This window comes from Bradyrhizobium yuanmingense (assembly GCF_029167105.1).
GTDB lineage: Bacteria > Pseudomonadota > Alphaproteobacteria > Rhizobiales > Xanthobacteraceae > Bradyrhizobium > Bradyrhizobium yuanmingense_A.
The window spans coordinates 76,990-96,002 of record NZ_JARFML010000003.1; the positions used below are offsets into that span (position 1 = coordinate 76,990).

Annotated in this window: 13 protein-coding genes and 2 pseudogenes; 6 read left to right on the plus strand and 9 right to left on the minus strand. The window is 56.0% G+C overall.

The window, feature by feature from the left end:
* Positions 1-957: 957 nt before the first annotated feature.
* The 5 genes from P0R31_RS05210 to P0R31_RS05230 form a co-directional block, all read right to left on the minus strand.
* Positions 958-1,869 (minus strand): NAD(P)-dependent oxidoreductase, encoded by a 912-nt coding sequence (locus P0R31_RS05210; protein ID WP_275513121.1) that lies wholly within the window; start codon positions 1,867-1,869, stop codon positions 958-960.
* 11 nt (positions 1,870-1,880) lie between these two features.
* Entirely contained in the window at positions 1,881-2,561 is a 681-nt protein-coding gene (locus tag P0R31_RS05215; protein WP_275513122.1) for an HAD family hydrolase, read from the minus strand.
* A gap of 14 nt (positions 2,562-2,575) precedes the next feature.
* Positions 2,576-4,159: a hypothetical protein gene (locus tag P0R31_RS05220; protein WP_275513123.1), complete on the minus strand. Its 1,584-nt coding sequence runs from the start codon at positions 4,157-4,159 to the stop codon at positions 2,576-2,578.
* A 573-nt stretch (positions 4,160-4,732) separates the two neighbouring features.
* A complete protein-coding gene (locus P0R31_RS05225; RefSeq protein WP_275513124.1) occupies positions 4,733-5,341 on the minus strand; it encodes a hypothetical protein in 609 nt (202 codons plus the stop codon).
* A gap of 74 nt (positions 5,342-5,415) precedes the next feature.
* The gene (locus tag P0R31_RS05230; protein WP_157286253.1) at positions 5,416-5,682 is read right to left on the minus strand and encodes a hypothetical protein; all 267 of its coding nucleotides are present in this window, start codon (positions 5,680-5,682) and stop codon (positions 5,416-5,418) included.
* 1,072 nt (positions 5,683-6,754) lie between these two features.
* Between P0R31_RS05230 and P0R31_RS05235 the strand changes: the two genes are divergently transcribed.
* Entirely contained in the window at positions 6,755-7,231 is a 477-nt protein-coding gene (locus P0R31_RS05235; RefSeq protein WP_157286279.1) for an Lrp/AsnC family transcriptional regulator, read from the plus strand.
* 112 nt (positions 7,232-7,343) lie between these two features.
* Positions 7,344-7,529: a transposase gene (locus P0R31_RS05240; protein ID WP_275513125.1), complete on the plus strand. Its 186-nt coding sequence runs from the start codon at positions 7,344-7,346 to the stop codon at positions 7,527-7,529.
* Between the two features lie 994 nt (positions 7,530-8,523).
* Here the strand turns inward: P0R31_RS05240 and P0R31_RS05245 are convergent.
* The 3 genes and pseudogenes from P0R31_RS05245 to P0R31_RS05255 all read right to left on the minus strand — a co-directional run.
* Positions 8,524-8,781 carry a hypothetical protein gene (locus P0R31_RS05245; protein ID WP_157286251.1) on the minus strand — a complete coding sequence of 86 codons (258 nt, stop codon included), beginning with the start codon at positions 8,779-8,781 and terminating at the stop codon, positions 8,524-8,526.
* A gap of 1,056 nt (positions 8,782-9,837) precedes the next feature.
* Positions 9,838-9,965, minus strand: a pseudogene (locus P0R31_RS05250) (IS110 family transposase); the annotation flags it as partial.
* A 491-nt stretch (positions 9,966-10,456) separates the two neighbouring features.
* Positions 10,457-10,844: pseudogene (locus tag P0R31_RS05255) on the minus strand (anthranilate phosphoribosyltransferase); the annotation flags it as partial.
* 1,924 nt (positions 10,845-12,768) lie between these two features.
* Between P0R31_RS05255 and P0R31_RS05260 the strand changes: the two are divergent.
* The gene (locus P0R31_RS05260; RefSeq protein ID WP_275513126.1) at positions 12,769-13,065 is read left to right on the plus strand and encodes a hypothetical protein; all 297 of its coding nucleotides are present in this window, start codon (positions 12,769-12,771) and stop codon (positions 13,063-13,065) included.
* 1,045 nt (positions 13,066-14,110) lie between these two features.
* Here P0R31_RS05260 and P0R31_RS05265 read toward each other — a convergent pair.
* Positions 14,111-14,365, minus strand: coding sequence for a hypothetical protein (locus P0R31_RS05265; protein ID WP_260380589.1), 255 nt, complete (start codon positions 14,363-14,365; stop codon positions 14,111-14,113).
* Between the two features lie 1,138 nt (positions 14,366-15,503).
* On the opposite strand from P0R31_RS05265, the gene P0R31_RS05270 reads away from it, so the two are divergent.
* The 3 genes from P0R31_RS05270 to P0R31_RS05280 all read left to right on the plus strand — a co-directional run bounded on the left by P0R31_RS05270 (position 15,504) and on the right by P0R31_RS05280 (position 17,841).
* Positions 15,504-15,689, plus strand: coding sequence for a hypothetical protein (locus tag P0R31_RS05270; protein ID WP_157286246.1), 186 nt, complete (start codon positions 15,504-15,506; stop codon positions 15,687-15,689).
* Positions 15,690-15,766: 77 nt separating this feature from the next.
* Positions 15,767-16,090, plus strand: coding sequence for a DUF7694 domain-containing protein (locus P0R31_RS05275; RefSeq protein WP_430516802.1), 324 nt, complete (start codon positions 15,767-15,769; stop codon positions 16,088-16,090).
* Between the two features lie 1,103 nt (positions 16,091-17,193).
* Positions 17,194-17,841: an FkbM family methyltransferase gene (locus P0R31_RS05280; RefSeq protein ID WP_157286244.1), complete on the plus strand. Its 648-nt coding sequence runs from the start codon at positions 17,194-17,196 to the stop codon at positions 17,839-17,841.
* The last annotated feature ends 1,172 nt before the right edge of the window (positions 17,842-19,013 follow it).

Consider the following 19,013-nt stretch of genomic DNA (forward strand, 5'->3'; position numbering starts at 1 on the left):
GTTCTTCTTCAAGTTCGGCTGTGTGGTGAGATAATCCAAAGGAGGTCTACTGACCAAAGACAGCAAAATGACCACTGAGCGACAATAACGTCATCCCACAGACCACCTACATGATGTACCAGTCTCCTCGAAATGAGCGCGTTCGGGACGTTCGTGCCGTTTGTGAGCGAGGCCACTAAGAGGGAGCTGACCGTCCCCCATGGGCCGCTGGCAAAAAGGGCCGCTGCCGATCTTTCCAAGTCCCTCAATCGCAAGCTGATCGCGCGCAGGGTGCCGGACCCGAATTGGCGCAGCCGCGAGCAGGCGCGCTTGGACAACGGCGAATACCACAAACCTCTCTTTGTGTGGAGGGAGCCTCGGCGACGCTTGAGCGAAAACCTACTTAGGCCGCGACGTTCTTAGCTTGGTGTGGGTCTGGGTCGAACCCGCCCTAAAACTCGTCCGCGACGTGCGTGCCGTTCTTTTTCTGGGTGCTCGTTCTCGTCGAAGTTAATGCGGCGGGTGCTCCTTGCTGTCTTCTCTCCAATAACTGCGAGCGATCCCATTCCTTCGCACCATTTGAGCGAGGATTTCGGGCTTCCGCGCATCTTGGTCGGAGAGTGCCACCTGTTCGAGAAGGTGATATCCTTCACAAAAGTAGGCACTTGTTCGACAGGGGGCAACTTTCGGAAGAATACGGACTATGGGCTGGTCAAGTGGCAGGTCAATTTTGAGTTCGCACTCACGGAGACCGTCCCGGCGCGCTGAGTGATCGCTTGGTCGCTACTCTATCTCCGACATCGCGGCGGCAACCTGCGTGGTGGCAGAGCCCGATGGAGTTGTCATGTGCAATCCCCGGCCCGAGCGCCGAGTGCGGTAGATCCAGACAAAGAAGGGGATGGCTCCGCCATCCCCACTTCGCAGGCCGCTGGAAGGCAAGGACGGCACAGTTATCTCTTAGGACCCTTTCGGATTGCGCTATGATCCGTGTCCTTCGGAAAGCGCGAGATAAGGCAAGGTCAATTCACCTTTGCCTTCGGCAACGGAAGCGTGGAACTTTTGCGCGGCGGCAGTCAGAACCGGTACCTTCAACCTGGTCTCGTTTGCCAATCGCACGCCGCACTCGATATCTTTCCTGGCATTTGTAATCGATATTGCCAAAGCATCCGGGTTTTCGCCTAACAAGAAGGCTGCGAAATTCTGAAATATCCCGCTGTTGGTTGCGCCGCGACTGACCAAAGAGCGTAAGGTTGCAAGGTCAACATCGATGGCCTCGGCAAATTGGCAAGCTTCGGCAGCCACCGCCGCTATGCCCATCGTCATGCTATTGTAGACAAGCTTGAGCTTATGGCCTTGTCCAATATCACCCACGTGGACAATGTTCTCGCAAAATGCGGTAAGAACACGAGCGGCGGCAGGAAAGGTGTTCTCATCAGATCCAACGATGGCGTTGAGATGCCCTTGTTCTGCTTGTTCAGGGCTTCGTGTTACGGGGGCGTCTATGAAGTGTAGGTCATGCCTTTTGGCCTGTTCGGCCAAAGCGAGCGTTGAAGCAGGATAGGACGTTGTGCAGTCAAGTATCAAACTCTGTCGGGCCAAATGTGCAAATAGCCCATGTTGCCCAAGGCAGACTGCCTCGACCTCGCAGCTTGAGGGCAGAGATAAAACGACGGCACTTACATGCCGAGCTAACTCAGAAATTGCTGTGTGCTCATAGGCACCCATGCCAGTCAAGCGTTCCGCGCCAACACGGTTTCTGTTGGCTTTGATATGCAGCTCGGCGCCATGACGCAAAAGGCTGATTCCTATGCCGGTACCCATGCGTCCTGCGCCGATCAGGCCAATTCTTTGTCCTGCGGTCCCTGGTGTTGCAGTTGATAGGGGATTCATGGCGTGCCTCATTATGAGGTTTCAAAAAGACCGCGGTCCCGCAGAATGGTCAGTAGCGTATGGTGGTTCTCAATGAGATAATCTGGTTGCGCCGCTTGCAAACGCGACTCGGATACGCATCCGCCCGTAATGGCTATGCTGATCAAGCCAAGATCGCGTGCAATATCCGTTTCGACAGGCATGTCCCCGATGATGAAAGTTGAGCTGGGGTTCAGATTGTATGCCTGCATATATCGACGAAGCCGCTCCCCTTTGCTCATGCTCTTAAATTGAGTAGCCCGGCTTTCAAACGCCAGAACCTCCGCGACACAATCGTCGATGCCATGTCTTCGTAATTGGGTGCGAAGGGGATCGACTATGTGATTACTGACGATAATGCTAGAAATCTCCTGTTGACGTGCTGTTTCCAAAATGCATCGCGCGCCGGCGCGTAAAGGGGCCTTGTCCGCCAGCGGTTCATAGGTGTCGTGAAAGATGGCACTGCTATCGCTATCAACCGTCTCGATCTCACTATCAGACATTCCTAGATTGCGGTAGAAAACGGAAAGTGGAACGTCGAATCTGTCGCGAAAAGTCTGCATATCGATAGCAGCGCGGCCGAGGCGGCCGAGTATGATGTTCGTGGTTTGCAGCAAGGCGTCGGCATCGTCGAGGATGGTACCATTCCAATCGAACACAAGAGCAGGTTTCATCGTGGTCTCATTCACTAGACGTTTTCGTAGAGGGGATCGGCAATCAATCTGTTCAAGTTTTCATTTGCGCGTTTTTGCCCAGCAGGAGTCGGCATCTCGAACGTAAACGCAGAAAGATCGATTCCATCATGGCCCTGTGGCAGTAATGAAAGGAGAGCTTGAAAGGGCAGATACGTGACAGTAGCAGCGTTGATCGATAGAGCGATTTTGTGTTGGATTACCTCGAGCGTTTGCGGCGCGATCTTATGGAAGCGCAGGCTTTCCTGCCTCGCTTCGGATGGTAGAGTTTTCCATACGTTCCAGAACGCTAGCTCATCTATGGTCTCTATACCCATCCCGTAGTAATTCGGCGCAACGACAGGCGGCGAACCGATTGCCCAATGCACAGCCTTGGCCCCTGCGCCAAGTAGCATTTCCGTGACCGCCCGGCTTGTGTCGCCACGAATGAGGGCTTCATCGGCTACGATGATGATTCTATCTGTAACGTCTTTGCCGTTGAGCCGGTACTTTTGCGAGATGAGCGATTTGCGCTGGCTACGCGCGCCAATAAGCGTCCGATGAGAACGGCTTATCGCGATGACTTCGTCTCGTTCGACCATGGCAGCTTGCTGTTTGAGCAGGCATGAAAATAGACCGTCGGCATATGGTGCACCGGTGCGCGGCATGGAAGCGACGATTATGGGAGCGGAGCTTGCTTCGACTGTTAATCGGGGCCAGAGAACGCGACCCAAGGTCATGCCTATATTGCGACGAGTTGTCAGATTAGATTGTCCGCGCACCAACGTTCCCGCGTTTGCCAAGTAGAGCGTTTCGTAGGCGCAAAGCTTGGGATTATGTAGAGCACGGCCCACAAAGCTATCAAGGCAAACACCCGTTCTGCCGTTGACAAGCTTGATGTGACTTGGCTGGATTTCGTCGACTTGGCCTTTTAGTCCGGAAAACGCGCTGTTTTCCGAGGCAAAAAGTAGAAAGCCGTCCTCGGTTTGCATGAATTCCAAAGGCCGCAAACCACTGCGATTGCGGAAGGCGGTCAGATTCCCCAGGCCATCCAGCAAGAGTGCGCTGACAGCTCCGTCAATGAGGCCGTCGATTTCTTGAAAGACCGTCTCGTAGTCAACCGGCAGAGCGTGCTGCCAGTAATCCCTCTGACAAATGCGTTCGATGAGCCTGAGCAAGATCTCCGCATCCGACTTGCTGCTAAACAGATGACCTTCGGCGCGCAGTGCTTCGCTTAATTCATCAGCGTTGACTAAAGCCCCGTTCAAACAAACCGCCAAATGACGGAAGCCGGCCTTGTGATTGTCAAGTGGCTCCAAGTCAGCGTAACTCTTGCCTCTGAAAGATGGGGTGCGAACGTGTGCAATTGCTGCATTAGATCTGAAGCGCGCATCCTGCTCATTATGATAAATCCCTGCCAGTTTGCGTGGTGGCCGACATGATTTCGTATATTGAAAGCCTCCTTCATGCATAAACGCGGCAACGCCGAACCCGGCCTGTCCTCGGTTTTCAAGCTTCGGCACCATGTGCTTGAGCTGATCATAAACGGTCTTCTTTGAGCGGCTTGAAGGCAACACAAATGCGCCTGCAACACCGGACATGCTATGTCTCCTTGACTATGAGTATGGATGCGGCCATTGGGGCTTGTTGTTTTTCAATCCTGCTCGGTTGCAGACATTCATGTCTGGAACCGAACACCGCGCGGAAGTAACCCGCTCGGCTGGCGCGAAGCACATGGTCTTGCACCTTTGGCAAGCAAGGCGCGTACCAAGGTCCCTTTATGGCGCGTGAGGCTTCGCCAGTCGGCTAAGGATCCGCTCCTATCTGGACTACCGAACAAGCGAGACGGTGTGTGGGTCGCAGTATTTGCGCTCCGACAGGCAGGGGTGACGGTTAAGCTCTGTCATCCAAGCTCGAACCAATATCACTGCTGTGCCGTGTGTGGCCGGTGCGAGCAAAAATGCGAAGAACAGCCTCGAGGGCCATCTTCATGCGAGAATCCAGAGGCGACTGCTGGGCGCAACGGCAAATCCCCACATTCTGTTGTCGGAACGCAAGTGGAATGGAAAAGCTGAAAACGAAATTGACTACACAAGACTGACACTGCCTCTGAGGCTCTCTACAAAGCTTGTACCAAAAAGTGCAGCTGCTCGAAATCGCTTGAACTCACCGCTTTACATCGGCCGCTTTAGAACCATCCGTTCCGCGAGCGCCAGCTTCGGCGCCGACGATCCCTGGCGGTGACTGATGTGCACCAACTCCATATCGGAGCCGACCGGCACGGTCAGGGCTTCTGGCGGTAAATAAAGAATGCCGTCGAGATAGGACTCCAGCCGACTCTCCACGGTTGTCGTCTCACAAGTGCAAGTAGCCGCGAACATTGTTCTGAAGCCCGAGCTGCCGAACCATTCCATCCGACTAAGCTCGAGCTCCTGCCCGGCCTCATGCGGCTCTCCGGCACTCGATAGTTCGATGATTGACGCTGGTGGGAAGTTTATGACGCCAGATATGCCGGCATCTTTCAGGGCGTCGACAAAATCTTGCCAGCACGCGAATGGATCGATCATCACCATCGCTGCGTAGACCTGTGCAGATGTGGTCTTATGAATAGTGCGCAAGCTTTGCAAAAGGCAGTCGTTCCAATCGACGACAGGCAAGGTTGCCATCACGAGCATGGAGCCCGCCGGAAGGCAGCGCAAAGACGGCGCGTAGATTTCCAGGAACGCGCCTTCGGGTTTAGCCGATAGCTGAGTGGCCAGCTTACCGAAAAATGTGGCCTTCACCGCTTCTACCCGATTTTGCCCACCCGCACGATCCGGGCATTGTCGTTCCCAGTCTGCAGCATGCTTGACTTTGGCTAGGACAACGCATAGCCTGAAATCGATTTCATTTGCAAGTAAGACAATGCCATGAACTTCCGAAAGGGCATTCGGGTCCTGAGCTTCATGAGTTGCAGTTTTTCACCGGTCTGGGCACGGAGGTGCTTGTGGTGAGCGTTCGGAAGGGGGCGTTCAAGCGGAAACGCAGCGGGAGGATGACTCAATCGTCGATCGATGTTGCTTCTGGCGGGCACCTCATCAAGCGCAGCATCGTGGTCGCCCGAAAAAAGGGCCAGAAATTGCAATCGCGTGACACCTGATCGCAACGAGACGGGGCGGCGGGAGCGCCTATCAGTCTGTCAGTCACCTCTTGGCACAAGGTGGCGAGCTAGCCGAAGTGCGTTTGCCGCCACAGAAGCTTCGCGCAAACAGAGAGGGGATTCTGGAAGAGCTCAATTAACACGGGAAGCAATTGAACATCTCTGCGATAGAGGGCGCCGTGTCCTCTCTCAGCCGAACAAGAGCAGGCCTCGCTCAGAAGCGTGCTTTGGCAACTGGCAGTCTCTGATTCTCGATAATTGCCGAAGCAGCGCTCAGCATCTGTTCTTGGATCATTACCGTTTAGCTCGCGAACGTCTCGGTATTCAAGAAGTGGGTCGCCGAATCTGACATGAAGCTGTGCAAGATGGGTACGGTCTTACAACGTCCATTTTCCGAAGATTACCCAGATGCTGAACTCAGGAGCCGGCAACCAATGACACCGATCTGGAATATTGAAGATTGAAAGCGGGGCCTCGCCGAAAGTGGAAGCAGGACAGCTCGATTCGTTCCACTAACTCTGCGCAGGAAAAGAATGTGAAAGTGGGGCTAAGGTAATGGGCTGAACCAACACAGTCCTCAGCTTCTGGTGGATGCTCACAACAACAACCACGATGTCTTTGCACCGGCCTGCAAACGAGACCAGAGTAAGCTCCTCGGCAGGGTGGCTCGAAGCCGACCGGTTCGCCAAGTCAGTTGCTGCCGGAGCAATGCAGAGGCGGGTCTTGGGTCCTACTATCTGCCTGGTCGCCCCCAAGCACTCGACGTCGGGTGGTGGTCTGTTCAAATCTGAGGCGGTGCGACATCCCACGAAGCAAGTTCACACGTGAGCGGGATTGATCGAGGTGACCGGCGAGGTCAATCCTCGTGAGTCCGTCGGGTCCCTGAGCCGACCACATATCCGTATTGAGACTTCCAACTCGAAAGGGCGCTCGTCAGCTGAAGACGTAGATCCGTTAGAGGTGCTAGGGAGGAGGTTTAAAGATGACGGGATCGCTTGACGGAACCATGTCGCACGCTTGCACCAGGCAGCCGCACTCCACGGGCCGCAATGCTGCCATGGAAATTGATAAAATTGATGCTCGTATACTTGATCTCCTGCAGCGCAACAATCGCCTGAGCAGTGAAGAACTCGGCGCGAAGGTAGGCTTATCTGCATCCGGAGTTCAGCGCCGACTTAAGCGCCTACGAAGGCAAGGCGTGATAGAGTCAGATGTCTCAATCATCTCGCCAAAAGCAATCGGCCGAAACGTGACTATGCTTGTCTTCATCTTCTTTGAACGCGATCGCGCCGACATCATTGATCGTTTTAAGCGGGGTATCCGCAAGATGAACGAGGTGATGAGCGGATTTTACGTCACCGGCCAAGCCGATTTCATCCTGCTAGTGACTGCGAACAATATGGAAGAATACGAGCACTTCACCCGTCGCTTGATAAGCGAAAACCCAGATATTAAGAGGCTTGAGACTATAGTCGTCCTAGATCGAGTCAAAGCCGGGTTCACTTTACCGATGGGATTTCTGGCCTGCTGGTGACAAATCGTGCTCAGACTGTTGATAGTCTGTCGATGCGGCCTGATTGGAATGAGCAGGACTGGAAAAACTTGATGTGGTGGAACGGCGCGCTCCAACCGCATCAAAGTGCTAAATGTGCTTCAACTCGGCTCGCCACTTCATCGCCTGGTTGGAAGTGACACCGCGGTCTCATTCAAGCGGAAGCAAAGAGCGGCTCGGACGAATATCGACGGGAAATCCGGAAGTCCGCTCTGGTCGTTGTCGGGGTGACAGCCGTCTTGCGGATTGTCCGAAACGACGCTCGGGGCGGCGCGGCTGAAGGGACTTCTCGCCAGACACCCCGCTAAGATTGCCGCCGTCGCGCAGACCAATAAGACGGCGTGTATCATCTGGGCGCTTGTGAACAAGGGCGGAAAGTCGTCCCGACCCATTGGCGATTACAACGGTGACGCAGTGATCGGCTCAGCGATCTGACCGGCGCAAGCCCGCAGAGGGCAAGGTGCAACAACAGGCGATGAACCCACTGACGGAAATCGCGTAACGAACGAAGATACTGCTCCCATTGCGCTCAACCGCGCAAACTTGCGTTAGCTTCTCGTTCCGCGGATCTCATCGAGGCCAGCGGCCATATGTGCCGCGCGCAACGGCCGGACATATGACCGCATCGTTCCACGTGTGAAAAATCGACTGAAAAGCTCTTGCGTCGGCCGCCGTTCCACATACGTGATGACATCGGAAATCGCCACGCCTCGGTGCGCGCGTATCCACGCTTGGCGCTGCGTGAGTGAAGTTGCGCCTTCGGCTTCATCGACAATTTTCCTTCGCCGATCGCGCTCGCGACAGTCGACAAGTTGCCTGCAGAAGCAGCAGTGAGTGAGGTGGAACGATCATGACCCGCACTAGCCTCTATCTTGGACGCTTAGCCTGTGGCCGTAGTCCTGATCTTATCGCACTCGCTGGTGAGCGACACCGATACGCACGACCGGCGGGATGGCCTCAATTTGCAGCGCTATCAAGTTTGCGCGAGCGAGACGTGAGTCAATTGAGCAACTGGTCTCCTCAGCCGCGGTCGAGCACCAGAAACAGCGTTAGTCGCCTCGCTGCGGTTTCCTTTGAGTTGATCGGTATCCGACGTTCTCAAAGACGAAGTCGGCCCTGCCATGTCGTCGGGGCGGTAGATGTTGCGCGGCTCGTCGACGACAGAAAGCGCCATAACTCTCGTCAGCCGGTAGAGATCGAGGCCTCGTAACCGCATCTATTCGGGGCCGACAGCGAGCGCGTGGGCACCTTGCGAACACGCATGGGCATGCTCGTCAACGGTGCAAGGCTCTTAAGGGCTTTCGACCGAAGTCACTTATACGAAGATGAATGCGCAATGCGTCACGCTCTTCGCCAAGATCTCGAAGTCGTTCAGCGTTATCGGATTGTATCTCCTGCCACTCGATGCGATCCGCGGCGGTCCACACGTAAGACTCGCGATCGAACCGATCTTTCTCTGCCTCATCAAACTCCATGTACAGCTTGATGTCGCGCTCAACTTGGTCAAGTTGCTCCTGGAGAGTTCTTGGCATCAGCCGTTCCTCGGCTCCGCCTCTATCCGGCTTTTGATCTTTGACGCTATCGGTGCGGCGATCAGTAGACCTTCTCTTCTCACGGAGACAATACCCTCATCCTGATTTAAGGTTGTTCGGCCGTTAGCCGTCTCGGCGTCAGGGCGCGACTCTCTGCATCACACAGTTCAGATGATCCAGTCCAGCGTTGTGTGGAAAAGCTGAACTGCCCGAGGGAGCGGCGGAAAGCGCCCTGGCGCCTGCAAGATCACAGTCCTTCTTTGGCTTTGATTTGTGACTTCTTGGGAGAGTAGCGGCCGCCATCATTCCTTGGGATCCCCACTGTTCAATCTCACAAGCCAGAAAACTTGATGTGGTGGAGCGGCCCACTCCAACCGCATCAAAGTGCTGGAACGTGGACGTGTTCGAACGCCACAAAGGAGGGGCCGCTCCGTGAGGTAAGTTATCACCATCGGGCTGGAACTGGCCAAGCACTTTTTCCAGGTTCACGGAGCGAATGCCGAGGGCGTACCCAGTTCGGAAGCGGCGGCGCAGCGAAGTTCTGCGTCTTTTCGAGAAGCTGCCACCATACCTGGGGGGATAGAGGCATGCGGTAGCGCGCACTATTGGGCACGCAGTCGCAGCTCTCAGTCGTGAGTTGCGGCTCATACCGCCGGCTTATGCCGAACGGTCAAGCGAGGCAAGACCGATGCGGCGAACGCGCAGGGCATCAGCGAAGCGGTAACCCGAAGGACCATGCGCTTCGTGCCGATCGAGACGGCCGAGCAACAGGCTGCACGCGATGTGGTGAACACCCGCGCTCTTCTAGTGCGGAAGCGAACGCAGGCGGTCAACGCGTTGCGCGAACCGGGCTGAATTGGAACGGCGGCTCGAGTGCGCCCCAGCGGCGAATTCCATCGAAGGGCTGCGTCAAGTTGGTTGTTTGACATCTAATCTTCGACGCCGCACGCACAAGATCGCAGTTCAAACGGGATCGCGCTTAGCAGACACACTCGATCCGTAAGTTGGCGAAACTGATGCTCTTCGCGCTAGAACAGGTTTGCCATTCGTTCTTCGCGGCCACGAATGCATGCTCGGCCGCTGAGCGGGTTCGCAAATCGCCTCAACGTGGATCGCATCGTTCTTCTGTCGCTTCAGAACGGATTTACGTAGGCCGGCGCGATCAGCCCAAGCTCGTGGTCAAGGCCGATGAATTAGTGAGTTGGCGAGCCTATGAGCCTCGCCTCATGCCTCCAACGCGACGGTGCAACTCGACTGAGCTGCGAATAAGTCCAAGGCCTAACCTCGGCTGATCCGCTTCGTGAACAACGTTAGACCGCCTCGATCCACCCGCGAGCGTGAAGAAACTGCTTTGGCTGGGATAACATTTGAGATGGCCGCTTTCCTTCAAGTGGTGCTCTACGCCTCCACTGACGCATCGGCGCCGTCGGCAGGCGTCCACCCCATCATAAATGGCTCAGAGCCCGCCTTTTTGCAGCGAGAAGATGCTTATCAAGCGTTGCGTGCAGCGCTTCCCTCAAATCTGGAGGGATTGAGCTGTCTATATCGATCATCTCCCGAAATTTCCGAATAATGTGTTCTATCTTTGCCACAGAGGCGAGTGCTTCTTCCATTCGTGACGTTGTCATGGCTTATTCCTTGACGCGCTCGCATTATGCTGAGAACCCAAGCTTCGGCCATCGCCTCCGATCGTCTCGGCGGCGCTGGTCCTGAGGCAACCGCGCGGGTACCTTGGTTTGGCCACGGTCACGCCAGCCCCAGCTACGATAAAGGAGGCGCGTGTTGACACGTTGAGCGAGCCCGACAGGTCTCCGCCTGTGTCAACGATGTCAACGCGATCGGGTGGCGCACTCACTCGCACCATTTGTGCTCCTCATCGCGTAACCAGCGCCGACCACTTCTTCGACGGTTTCGCCACGCACGCGCATCGCCATCAATAATCCCCCCATCTGCGAGGAGGGCGCTTGGACCGACACCATGGTGTCGAGGGCTGTCGCGGGTTCCTCGTGGGTCAGCGGGGCGCGGGTGGCAACTTTGCTAATGATCGATTGGAGGGCGTTCATTGTTCTGCGCCGCTTTGTCGTAGTCCAATTGTCCGGTTGCGCTTGCGAGTGCGGCCTCAACCCGCCGGTCCACCTCATCTTCCTGCCGACTCCACGCTTGTTCTCTGCTGATAGCCTACCTAAAGGCTGTGCTCCCGTCGGCTCGATCCGAACTCGACGGTTGCGGGATGGCGTCGGCTAAATGCGGTGCTCTCAGTCGAGCACCATAAGATCGGCATCACTTTGGAGTCTCCTTTCTGCGTTCAAAAACCCGGGCACTTGGAAAGGACCGCGATTTCCATAGTAGGCCCATGCAGCGCCGCTATCCGCTCCGGTCGGACCTCCTGTTCGTCGTCGAGGTCTGCGCGGCTCAGCTTCGCTTGGCGATCCTACAACCTGACGCTACGCAAGATTCAAGATCTTTATGAGATTAATTCAGGCGATTTGGACTGCAACGCATGCGCGCAGTGTCCCCTAATTGACCGCGTCTTCTTCTGCTGCACGCCGCACGGCGCTGAATCCTTCACTGTGAGGGGCGTGACGGGTTGCATGGCCTCTGGTAGAAGTTATCGATGGTCGATGTGACCCAGCCTTCATTTGAAGGGGCCGCTCCTCGATTGGCGTTCAGGCGCAGGTAGGTAGATAACTTAGTAACCGGTGCTTGCATCAACAGCCCCCTACAGGTGGAGTCTCCAGTGATTGCGATGATAGTCGGAATCGACATGCGGACGATGATCGTCCGCACGTCCGCAGGCCACTGGACGCCTGAATCTTGTCATCGACAGTCGATGAGTTTTGTGGGACGCCGCAGTATGGGAGCCGAGTGAACGTGCCTCATGCTTGGCCATACCTCACTTCAAATCTGGCTTTGCTCTGGCGCTGTCGCGAGCGGAGATGACGTAGCGACATTGATGACTCAAGCTTGCCTGCTTGGCTCTGAGGCACGCGGTGATCGCAGTGGCATCCGGGATGTGGTTGCTACACAGGCGAAACACGTCCTGTATGCAAGCGTCTTTCTCCGCGTCGGTCGGGGGCTGATCTCCCGCGGCAGCCAGTTCGGAGCGTAAAGATACAATTCCAACGCTAACAACAAAGAGGATTGCATACCAGATAGTTTTTGGCGGCAAATACCAGTGCATTGTTTGTGTGAGAGCCACGATGTCCTCCTCAAGAGTACGTGTTCGGTATTGGTGATCGTGCGCCAGGCGCGATCCAGCCTGTTATCCAGAGAGACAGGCTGGAACATTCAAGGCGTTAATGGCGGAGGGAAGCGCTTGTCTCGTACGTGCGAACCGACGGTTTCATTAGACCACGATTACAGCCAGCATGACGAGATCGTCATCCCGCGAGTTTGCGCCGAAGCAGTCTGCTGGGACTGCTGTGGGAAGAAAAGCGCAATTAAGTTTTGAGAGTAAGATGCCAAACTGCTTTTTGAACGCACCGAAGAGATGCGGAGGTCATTGGACGAGATCTCGCGTGTTCGCCGGGCCCCGACCAGATATGTCAGACGAGCGTCATTTCGGTACAGTGCGTTGCCCACTGATCCTTGCGGGGTGAGTGTAGAGGGCGAGGCATGCGCAGTTCTCATTATCTCTCAGGGCGGTCTAGAGTGTGGGTGAGGCACCAATTGCGAGGATCTTACAATCTAACGCTACGTGCGATTCAAGGCCTTTCGAAATCCGATGTGTGAATTTGTCTGAACTTGTACATTTGAGCGCGTTCTGGCGCGAACCGTAAGCGGAGTGTGCCGGACGAATCGCCTCACTTTTGACAGAACGGCGATCGACTACGGGCTATGTAGGACTGCGGGACGGGCGCGGTGTTTGCGAGTTTGTGTCTGAAAAGAACCATGATCTAATCCGGAGCGTCGTGAAGTGCACGTAGCGTCTGTGTTTGATCAGGACGCTGGAATAGAATGTTGGTGACTCGGGACGGGGGAGATTGTTTGCAGAAGGACATGTTGGACAGAGCCGGGCAAATCGGATTAAGTAAATGTGCGGAGCACCAACATCGCATTTTTGCAGCTTGCATGTTCAGCGCGATGAATCCGAAAGAAATCTCTGCGATCCCGATCACTGGCGAGGCCATGCGGAAGCAACGCGAATGGGCATTTTTGGCTGACGGAAAAGCTGGCGCGGCGGCTGTTCAACATCGCCACGAGTATGACAACCTGGCGCGGCGCGCCCAAGAGTGGCGGGCGTGCATGAACGATTGCGAGTCAGACCCCAGCCGGCAGTTCTAGTGCTCCGCAGCTTCTCGACAGAACCTCGAACGGGTCGCCAAGGGCAGGCAGGTCTATTCCCTGGCTGAAGACCGCATCGACCGAGTATCTGACTTCCGCCGCTAGCTGCGTAGCGCCCTCGGGCTCTCCGGCCGGACGCTGGATGGTGAGCCATGCCGCGCTCAATTCGACTGTCTGCAAGCTACGTACGCGCGGTCTACTAAGAGGCCTAAAGCCAGTCCTGAAGCCGCAGCATGCGCCAAAGGCGGGATCGTCGACTACCTGTCGGGCCTTGAGGCGGCGGGGCGCTTTGGCAGTTCGCGGCTGCCGGGATGCATGCCTTGACGAGTGCATTTCAGTAAAAGAGCGTGCCGACCGCCCACCATATCCCAGCCCAGAGCAGCGCATTGAAAAGAAGCGCAGCAATCAGCCCGTAGTTCCAGACCCTCCGCGGTTGCGAAGCATTAATATGCGAGCTGCGATAGGCAGTGTTGCGTTCGAGCATCGGCTGTCTGATGGGCACGCGTTCTTCCTACACTGATCTAGAGCTACCGGGAGATTTGCCTCAGAGCGGCTTTCAGCGAAAGCCACGTCGCATCGCGGGCGACTGTCATCCTCAGCAATCTGCATGCCAAGCCAAAAAAGGGTCGCAGCGCTGAATCATATGAGCTGAGGCGATTTCCGAGCCACATCAGGGAGTGGTTTAGCGAGGGCATTGTCGGTTTCGCAACATTGACGTCTTCGACCTCACCGACACGACAACGCGTACCTCTCATCAGAAGCATGCCTGCACGAGCTGGCGTGTCCTCATTCGCTGGCGCTATTCTCGGAGTTGCTCGATCAACGCGACGATGTTTTTGCAGCTGAGAGTCTCTGTTTGCGTGTGCGTACGCGCGCATAGTGAATGAACTTGAACCTTTTTTTTGGGCGGCTGGGCGAGAAGTCGGCTGGTGAGACAACTAAGGAAGGTGTTCTCCATGGCCAGGGCTGGCAGGACTGTCTTGGCCAAGGCTGCCGTAGCACGGTGCACCCGCGGTCTGCGGCGCAGTGGACGTTCAGCCTCACATCAGTTCTTCTCCGTCAGATATTCGAGCATTCTGTTGCAAGCCCCCTCAGCCGTGGCGAACGTTCGGAAGGGCGAACCACCAACTTTTATGGCGCCACGGCAATCGCCAAGTGGTCGCCAAGACGCCACATAGCCGGAACGTCCGTGAAAGCCGGGACCGGTCGGGGTCTCATAGGTGATCACAAATGAGAAACCATCCTCCGTTGCGCTCCATACTTCCAGATGCTCGATGGCTCGGTGAAATTGAAGGGTCATCGCCAGTCGTTCACCTGTAGTTGGAAGCGTGATGCGAGAAATCGAAATAGACTGGATGTGTTGTGGGGCCGCAGAGGCGTCATTGTCGCCCCGAAGATCGGTCTAAGTGACGTTTGGGCGCGGCATCGACGATCGCTGCAAGATAAGCCGACACGAACTCTACAAAGCGGTCCACCCGACCAGTTGGTCACTCTCTTGCGATAATCGGGCCAGTTGCGATGTTGCCCTTCAAAAATGTAGCCGCGCTCGGCTTGAGCATGTCATGCAAGTTAAATGTCTGAGGCCGTACGCGCGCATCAACGGCCAGTTAGACCCGACCGGGCAGCGGGCAGAGCGATCAGTCGCGCCGAAACACTTGTCCCTGTGAATGCGCCACCTGCGCTTCTGTCACATTGCAAGCGCGGTGCCGAGATCCCACCGCTTCGCTATTGGCGTAAATCCTGCACCGTGTCTTGCGGTACATTAGTCCTTTTAAAGTTATCGATGATACAGCTGGAGCGGTTGCATTTCCAGAGCGACTCATGAGTCACATCGGGTCGCAAGTCGTCGGTGAGGCGAGAAGTGTCAAGATGAGTCTGACCCCGGATCGCATGGAGAGCCTCGGCGTCAAGGCAGTCCAAATTATCAATGAACCGCTAATTGGCTACCCAGACGATGGCAGCCCTAGTCGGCTGCTAGGCGTAGAATTGGTCCGTGGCGCCACACAGATGACTTATTGCCACTGTTTCAGGCTCGGCGGGCAGCGAGGATACGAATGCCTAAGTAGTACATCGGGAGGCACGATCGATCGGGATATCATCGCGTTTGCGACCAAACCCGGGTGAGGGGGCTAGATAGGCTGTTCGCCACTCCGGATTACTTGCCAGGTCTCAATGCACCGGAGATGGGATATGAGCAGCGACATAGTCCAGCGTCTCTCTGTGTCAGCCTGAACGGTGGGCGAGATGGGCGGGCCGCCTACGCTCATTGAATAGCAAGAAGTCCGATCAAGCTCACCTTGTCGTGCAGCCACTGGCGCCTGAAGGCAGGCGGTGTAGAGGAGCAGGGCAAGCACTGAGTTGTTATGACAATGAGACGGCTTGGTCGAGATGTGGAGAGGAGGCATCAGAGTTCAACAGAACTCAGTGGAGTGCAGTAGATGCTCGACGTCTACCGCTTGCTTAACCGATGGGTGAAGATGCATCAGTATGCCGAGCCATGGTGCTTGAGCTTGGGGCTCAGGAGCGAGCTGGCGCCAATTGATGAGATGCAGAACAACGTCATCTATGTGGATTTCAACGATATGCGCGGAGCAAAGGAGACAGCGTGCGATCGCAGATCATAGAAAAGCTTGAGGCGGGCCGCATACGATCGGGCCGACTTGCCAGCGCTCCTGGATCAGGTCCTTGCGGCCAATTTCTTGTGCAAGGGCCCTGTGGCTGTCAGCTCAACATCACCGCACTCGTCCGCCCAGGCTGGGAGCATGTCTCCGTCTCGACACCACGGCGTTGTCCAAACTGGGAAGAGATGTGCTTCGTCAAGGACCTGTTTTGGGACGAAGAGGAATGTGTGATGCAGCTGCATCCGCCCCATTCGCAATACGTGAATAACAGCCGGTACTGCCTGCATCTCTGGAAGCCCATCAAGCGGGATATTCCGATGCCGCCACCGGGCTTCGTGGGCATCGTTGGGCTGGGACCTTCCGAGGCAGCTACCTTGCTTGCACAGATGCAAGCGATATCGTGATGGGCTGCATGAATATTGAGGAGGGTGTTCTGCTCCGCTTACACCTTCGATAGTTCTATAGGCGAAGCAAGCGCGCTTGATGGAAGGCAAAGACGGACGTCGATTGCGATGTCGCCGATCAATCGGCACGTCTCGCCTTACGCCAAGAGCCAAACCGGCAATATTGGCATTCGGGGTGGCCACGGCTGGGCTGGCCTCACCTTCGCGCGCTGCCCCGACGGAGCCGGCGCTGCAGGTTTTGAGTGGCCGCTCCGTGGGGGCAAGTTGCTTCTTCCGTAGGATTGGATCACATCGAATCTTGCGCCAGCATTTGCGCCGGCAGGCAGTCATGATGGGCTGTTTCGCCCAGAGCAAGGGTGCACTGGCTCACCTCTCGGTATCGAGGCAGCCGGAAGGTACTTGGCGACGTCGATATCATCTTTGGTGGCGAGCGGCATTTCGTGATGCCCGCCTTCACTAATCGCGAGCGGCTACGGCCGATGTCGTTCACGCGGTCCGCTTGGTAAGGCTCCGCGGTCGGCCCAATAGCGGCGCCGGCCTCAGGTGACCAGTTCGGGAGCGTGTTACATATCGCTCGTCGACGTGGGGGATCGCGCGTCGGCCCGCGTCCTTCAAAATGGAGGTGATCCCAGACATCACCTCGATCCAGTCCTCGGGCGCGGCACAGACGCTGGCGCTGAACGATGTCGGCCAACCTTTCCTGCGGCCGTCGGGCGTGAGGATCCGGTGCTGGCAATGACTTGTTAGCACGATACATAAATCGCCTACGCGCATCCGACGCGACCCTAGTGTCTCGAAGACTGATGGCGTAGATCCCAGGGGTCGTCGATCTGAGTTTAAAATCGGCCCCGTCGCTCAAATTATGAGAGTGGGCCAGTCAGGGATTCAGGGGCATCATTGAACTTGGACGATACGTGTCGCCGGTAAGCATCAGCTCCTTCTTCGAGTTGCTTACGACTTGTCCATCCGGTCGTCCTGGGCTGTCACGGCGGCTTGCATCATATCCAGTGATGTAAACTATATACGTTGATATGCGTTGCGGCGGTACGTATGTCGTGTGATTTCGCTCTAGAAGAGGGAAGCTTTAGTGGATCTGCGCGCCAATGGAAAAAGTCGACGAACATCTGCACATACTTTCGCTGCTTCAGAAGCAAAATCCGGTTATCCTGGACATCGGTTGCAACGATGGAACGGATACGAAACAGTTTCTCAAACTGTGTCCACACGCCCAACTATACTGCTTTGAGCCGGATCCCCGAGCGAGCGCTCGCTTCAAGAAGAACATGGGTCCGGATCTTGACAAGGTGAGTCTGTTCGAGATCGCGATCAGCGATCGAAACGGGAGGGTCGATTTCCATCCAAGCAATGGAGAAGGAGATGCAAAAGAATGGGACCTCTCTGGCTCAATCCGCCGTCCGAAAAATCATCTTACCGAATATGATTGGGTCCGCTTCGACCGTCCCATCTCAGTTGAAACCCGACGCCTGGACGACTGGTGCAGCGAAGCGGGTCTGAGCAACATTGATTTGATCTGGATGGATGTGCAGGGAGCCGAATCTGATGTCATTGCTGGAGGGATAGAGACCTTGAGCAACACGCGCTTCATCTACACGGAATATAGCGACCAGGAGCTCTACGAAGGGCAGTTGTCCTTGCGAGCCATCCTCGATCTATTACCATTCTTCGAAGTGTCGACTCACTACCCGCGCGCAGTGGAAGGCGATGTCTTGCTCAAGAATACGCGTTTTTGAGGCAGATCCCTTCATCTGCACTGGTGCGGAAGTGGCCGCTATGTCTCGAGGTGTGACAGAAGGGCTGAAATTTGCTTGAGGCTGCCGTCCCTGATGGCGGCTGCATCGTGCTAGCTCACGTTGCGCGGAATGATGACCCGCTCCAGTCAAGGTGATGGTGCCGGTCGCCGCGTGGGTAAACCGCTCCGCCAGAGGTTCGATTGCGCGCCCTGGCGGTTCACTGCTGAGTGCGAAAGGCTGCGTGGTACAAGCCAGTTCGCAATAGCGGATCAGCTCAGCTGCGTCCATTTAACCGTCCGCAAGTCCTCGTCGGCGCGCGTAAGCCAACGAAAGGACCTTCCGTGACGGGCCGCTGTAAGCCCGACCAGGGCCATGGTTGTTGTTCATCTGCCGCCGGATGGGACATCGCATCGGCTTGGTCCGGGGCGAGATGGTCGCGGCAGTTGCCGCGTCAACAAGGAAGTATCTTCCCGCCAGGGAAAAAAAGGCCCGGCCTCATTCTCTGAAGCCGGGCTAAGTCAGACTGGAACGGAGCGATGCTGTTACGCATCGCACCAATCGTCGGCAAAGGGAGAGTTGCCAACGGCTTATTTGCGGCTAGGAGTTGCCGCAAATTCTAATACGAAATCGACATCCGATCTAAATCTGGTATCGCCTCCGTCTCTGCTGAGGATGAGATCAGCCTACGCTGTCGAGCAGCCCGCGACACGCGGATGACTCGGTCAGCATTCGCTCGCCGCTGGTAGAGTGGGCCATGCGGAAGCGGGATGGCGGTACGCGGACGCCACTCGAAGGCCATGACGCCAAAGACATGAGAATGCCACAGACAAGTATGCCGTCACCCCAGATGCTAAGGGGTAGCCTGCGTTGGTTTGCCAGAGATCTCGGCCTCATTCCAAGATCGTACAATATGACGCTACGTGCGATTCAATGCCCTTCGCGAGCGGTCGCACAAATTCTCTAAACTCCTGGCGCTCAGCCAGCCGAGACCGTTCGTAACTTACAATTCAATCTGTCTACTGATGAGGCTTGCCCCCTGTAAGCGATTCAGGCAATTGCGCATCATCTTCTATGCGATCTCACGATGGGCCGGTCGTCTCTAAAGCTCGCGTGGTCAGCTTAGCCGACACGAACCTTCAGGTCACTCTATAGGACCTCCTCGTTAGCTGAGC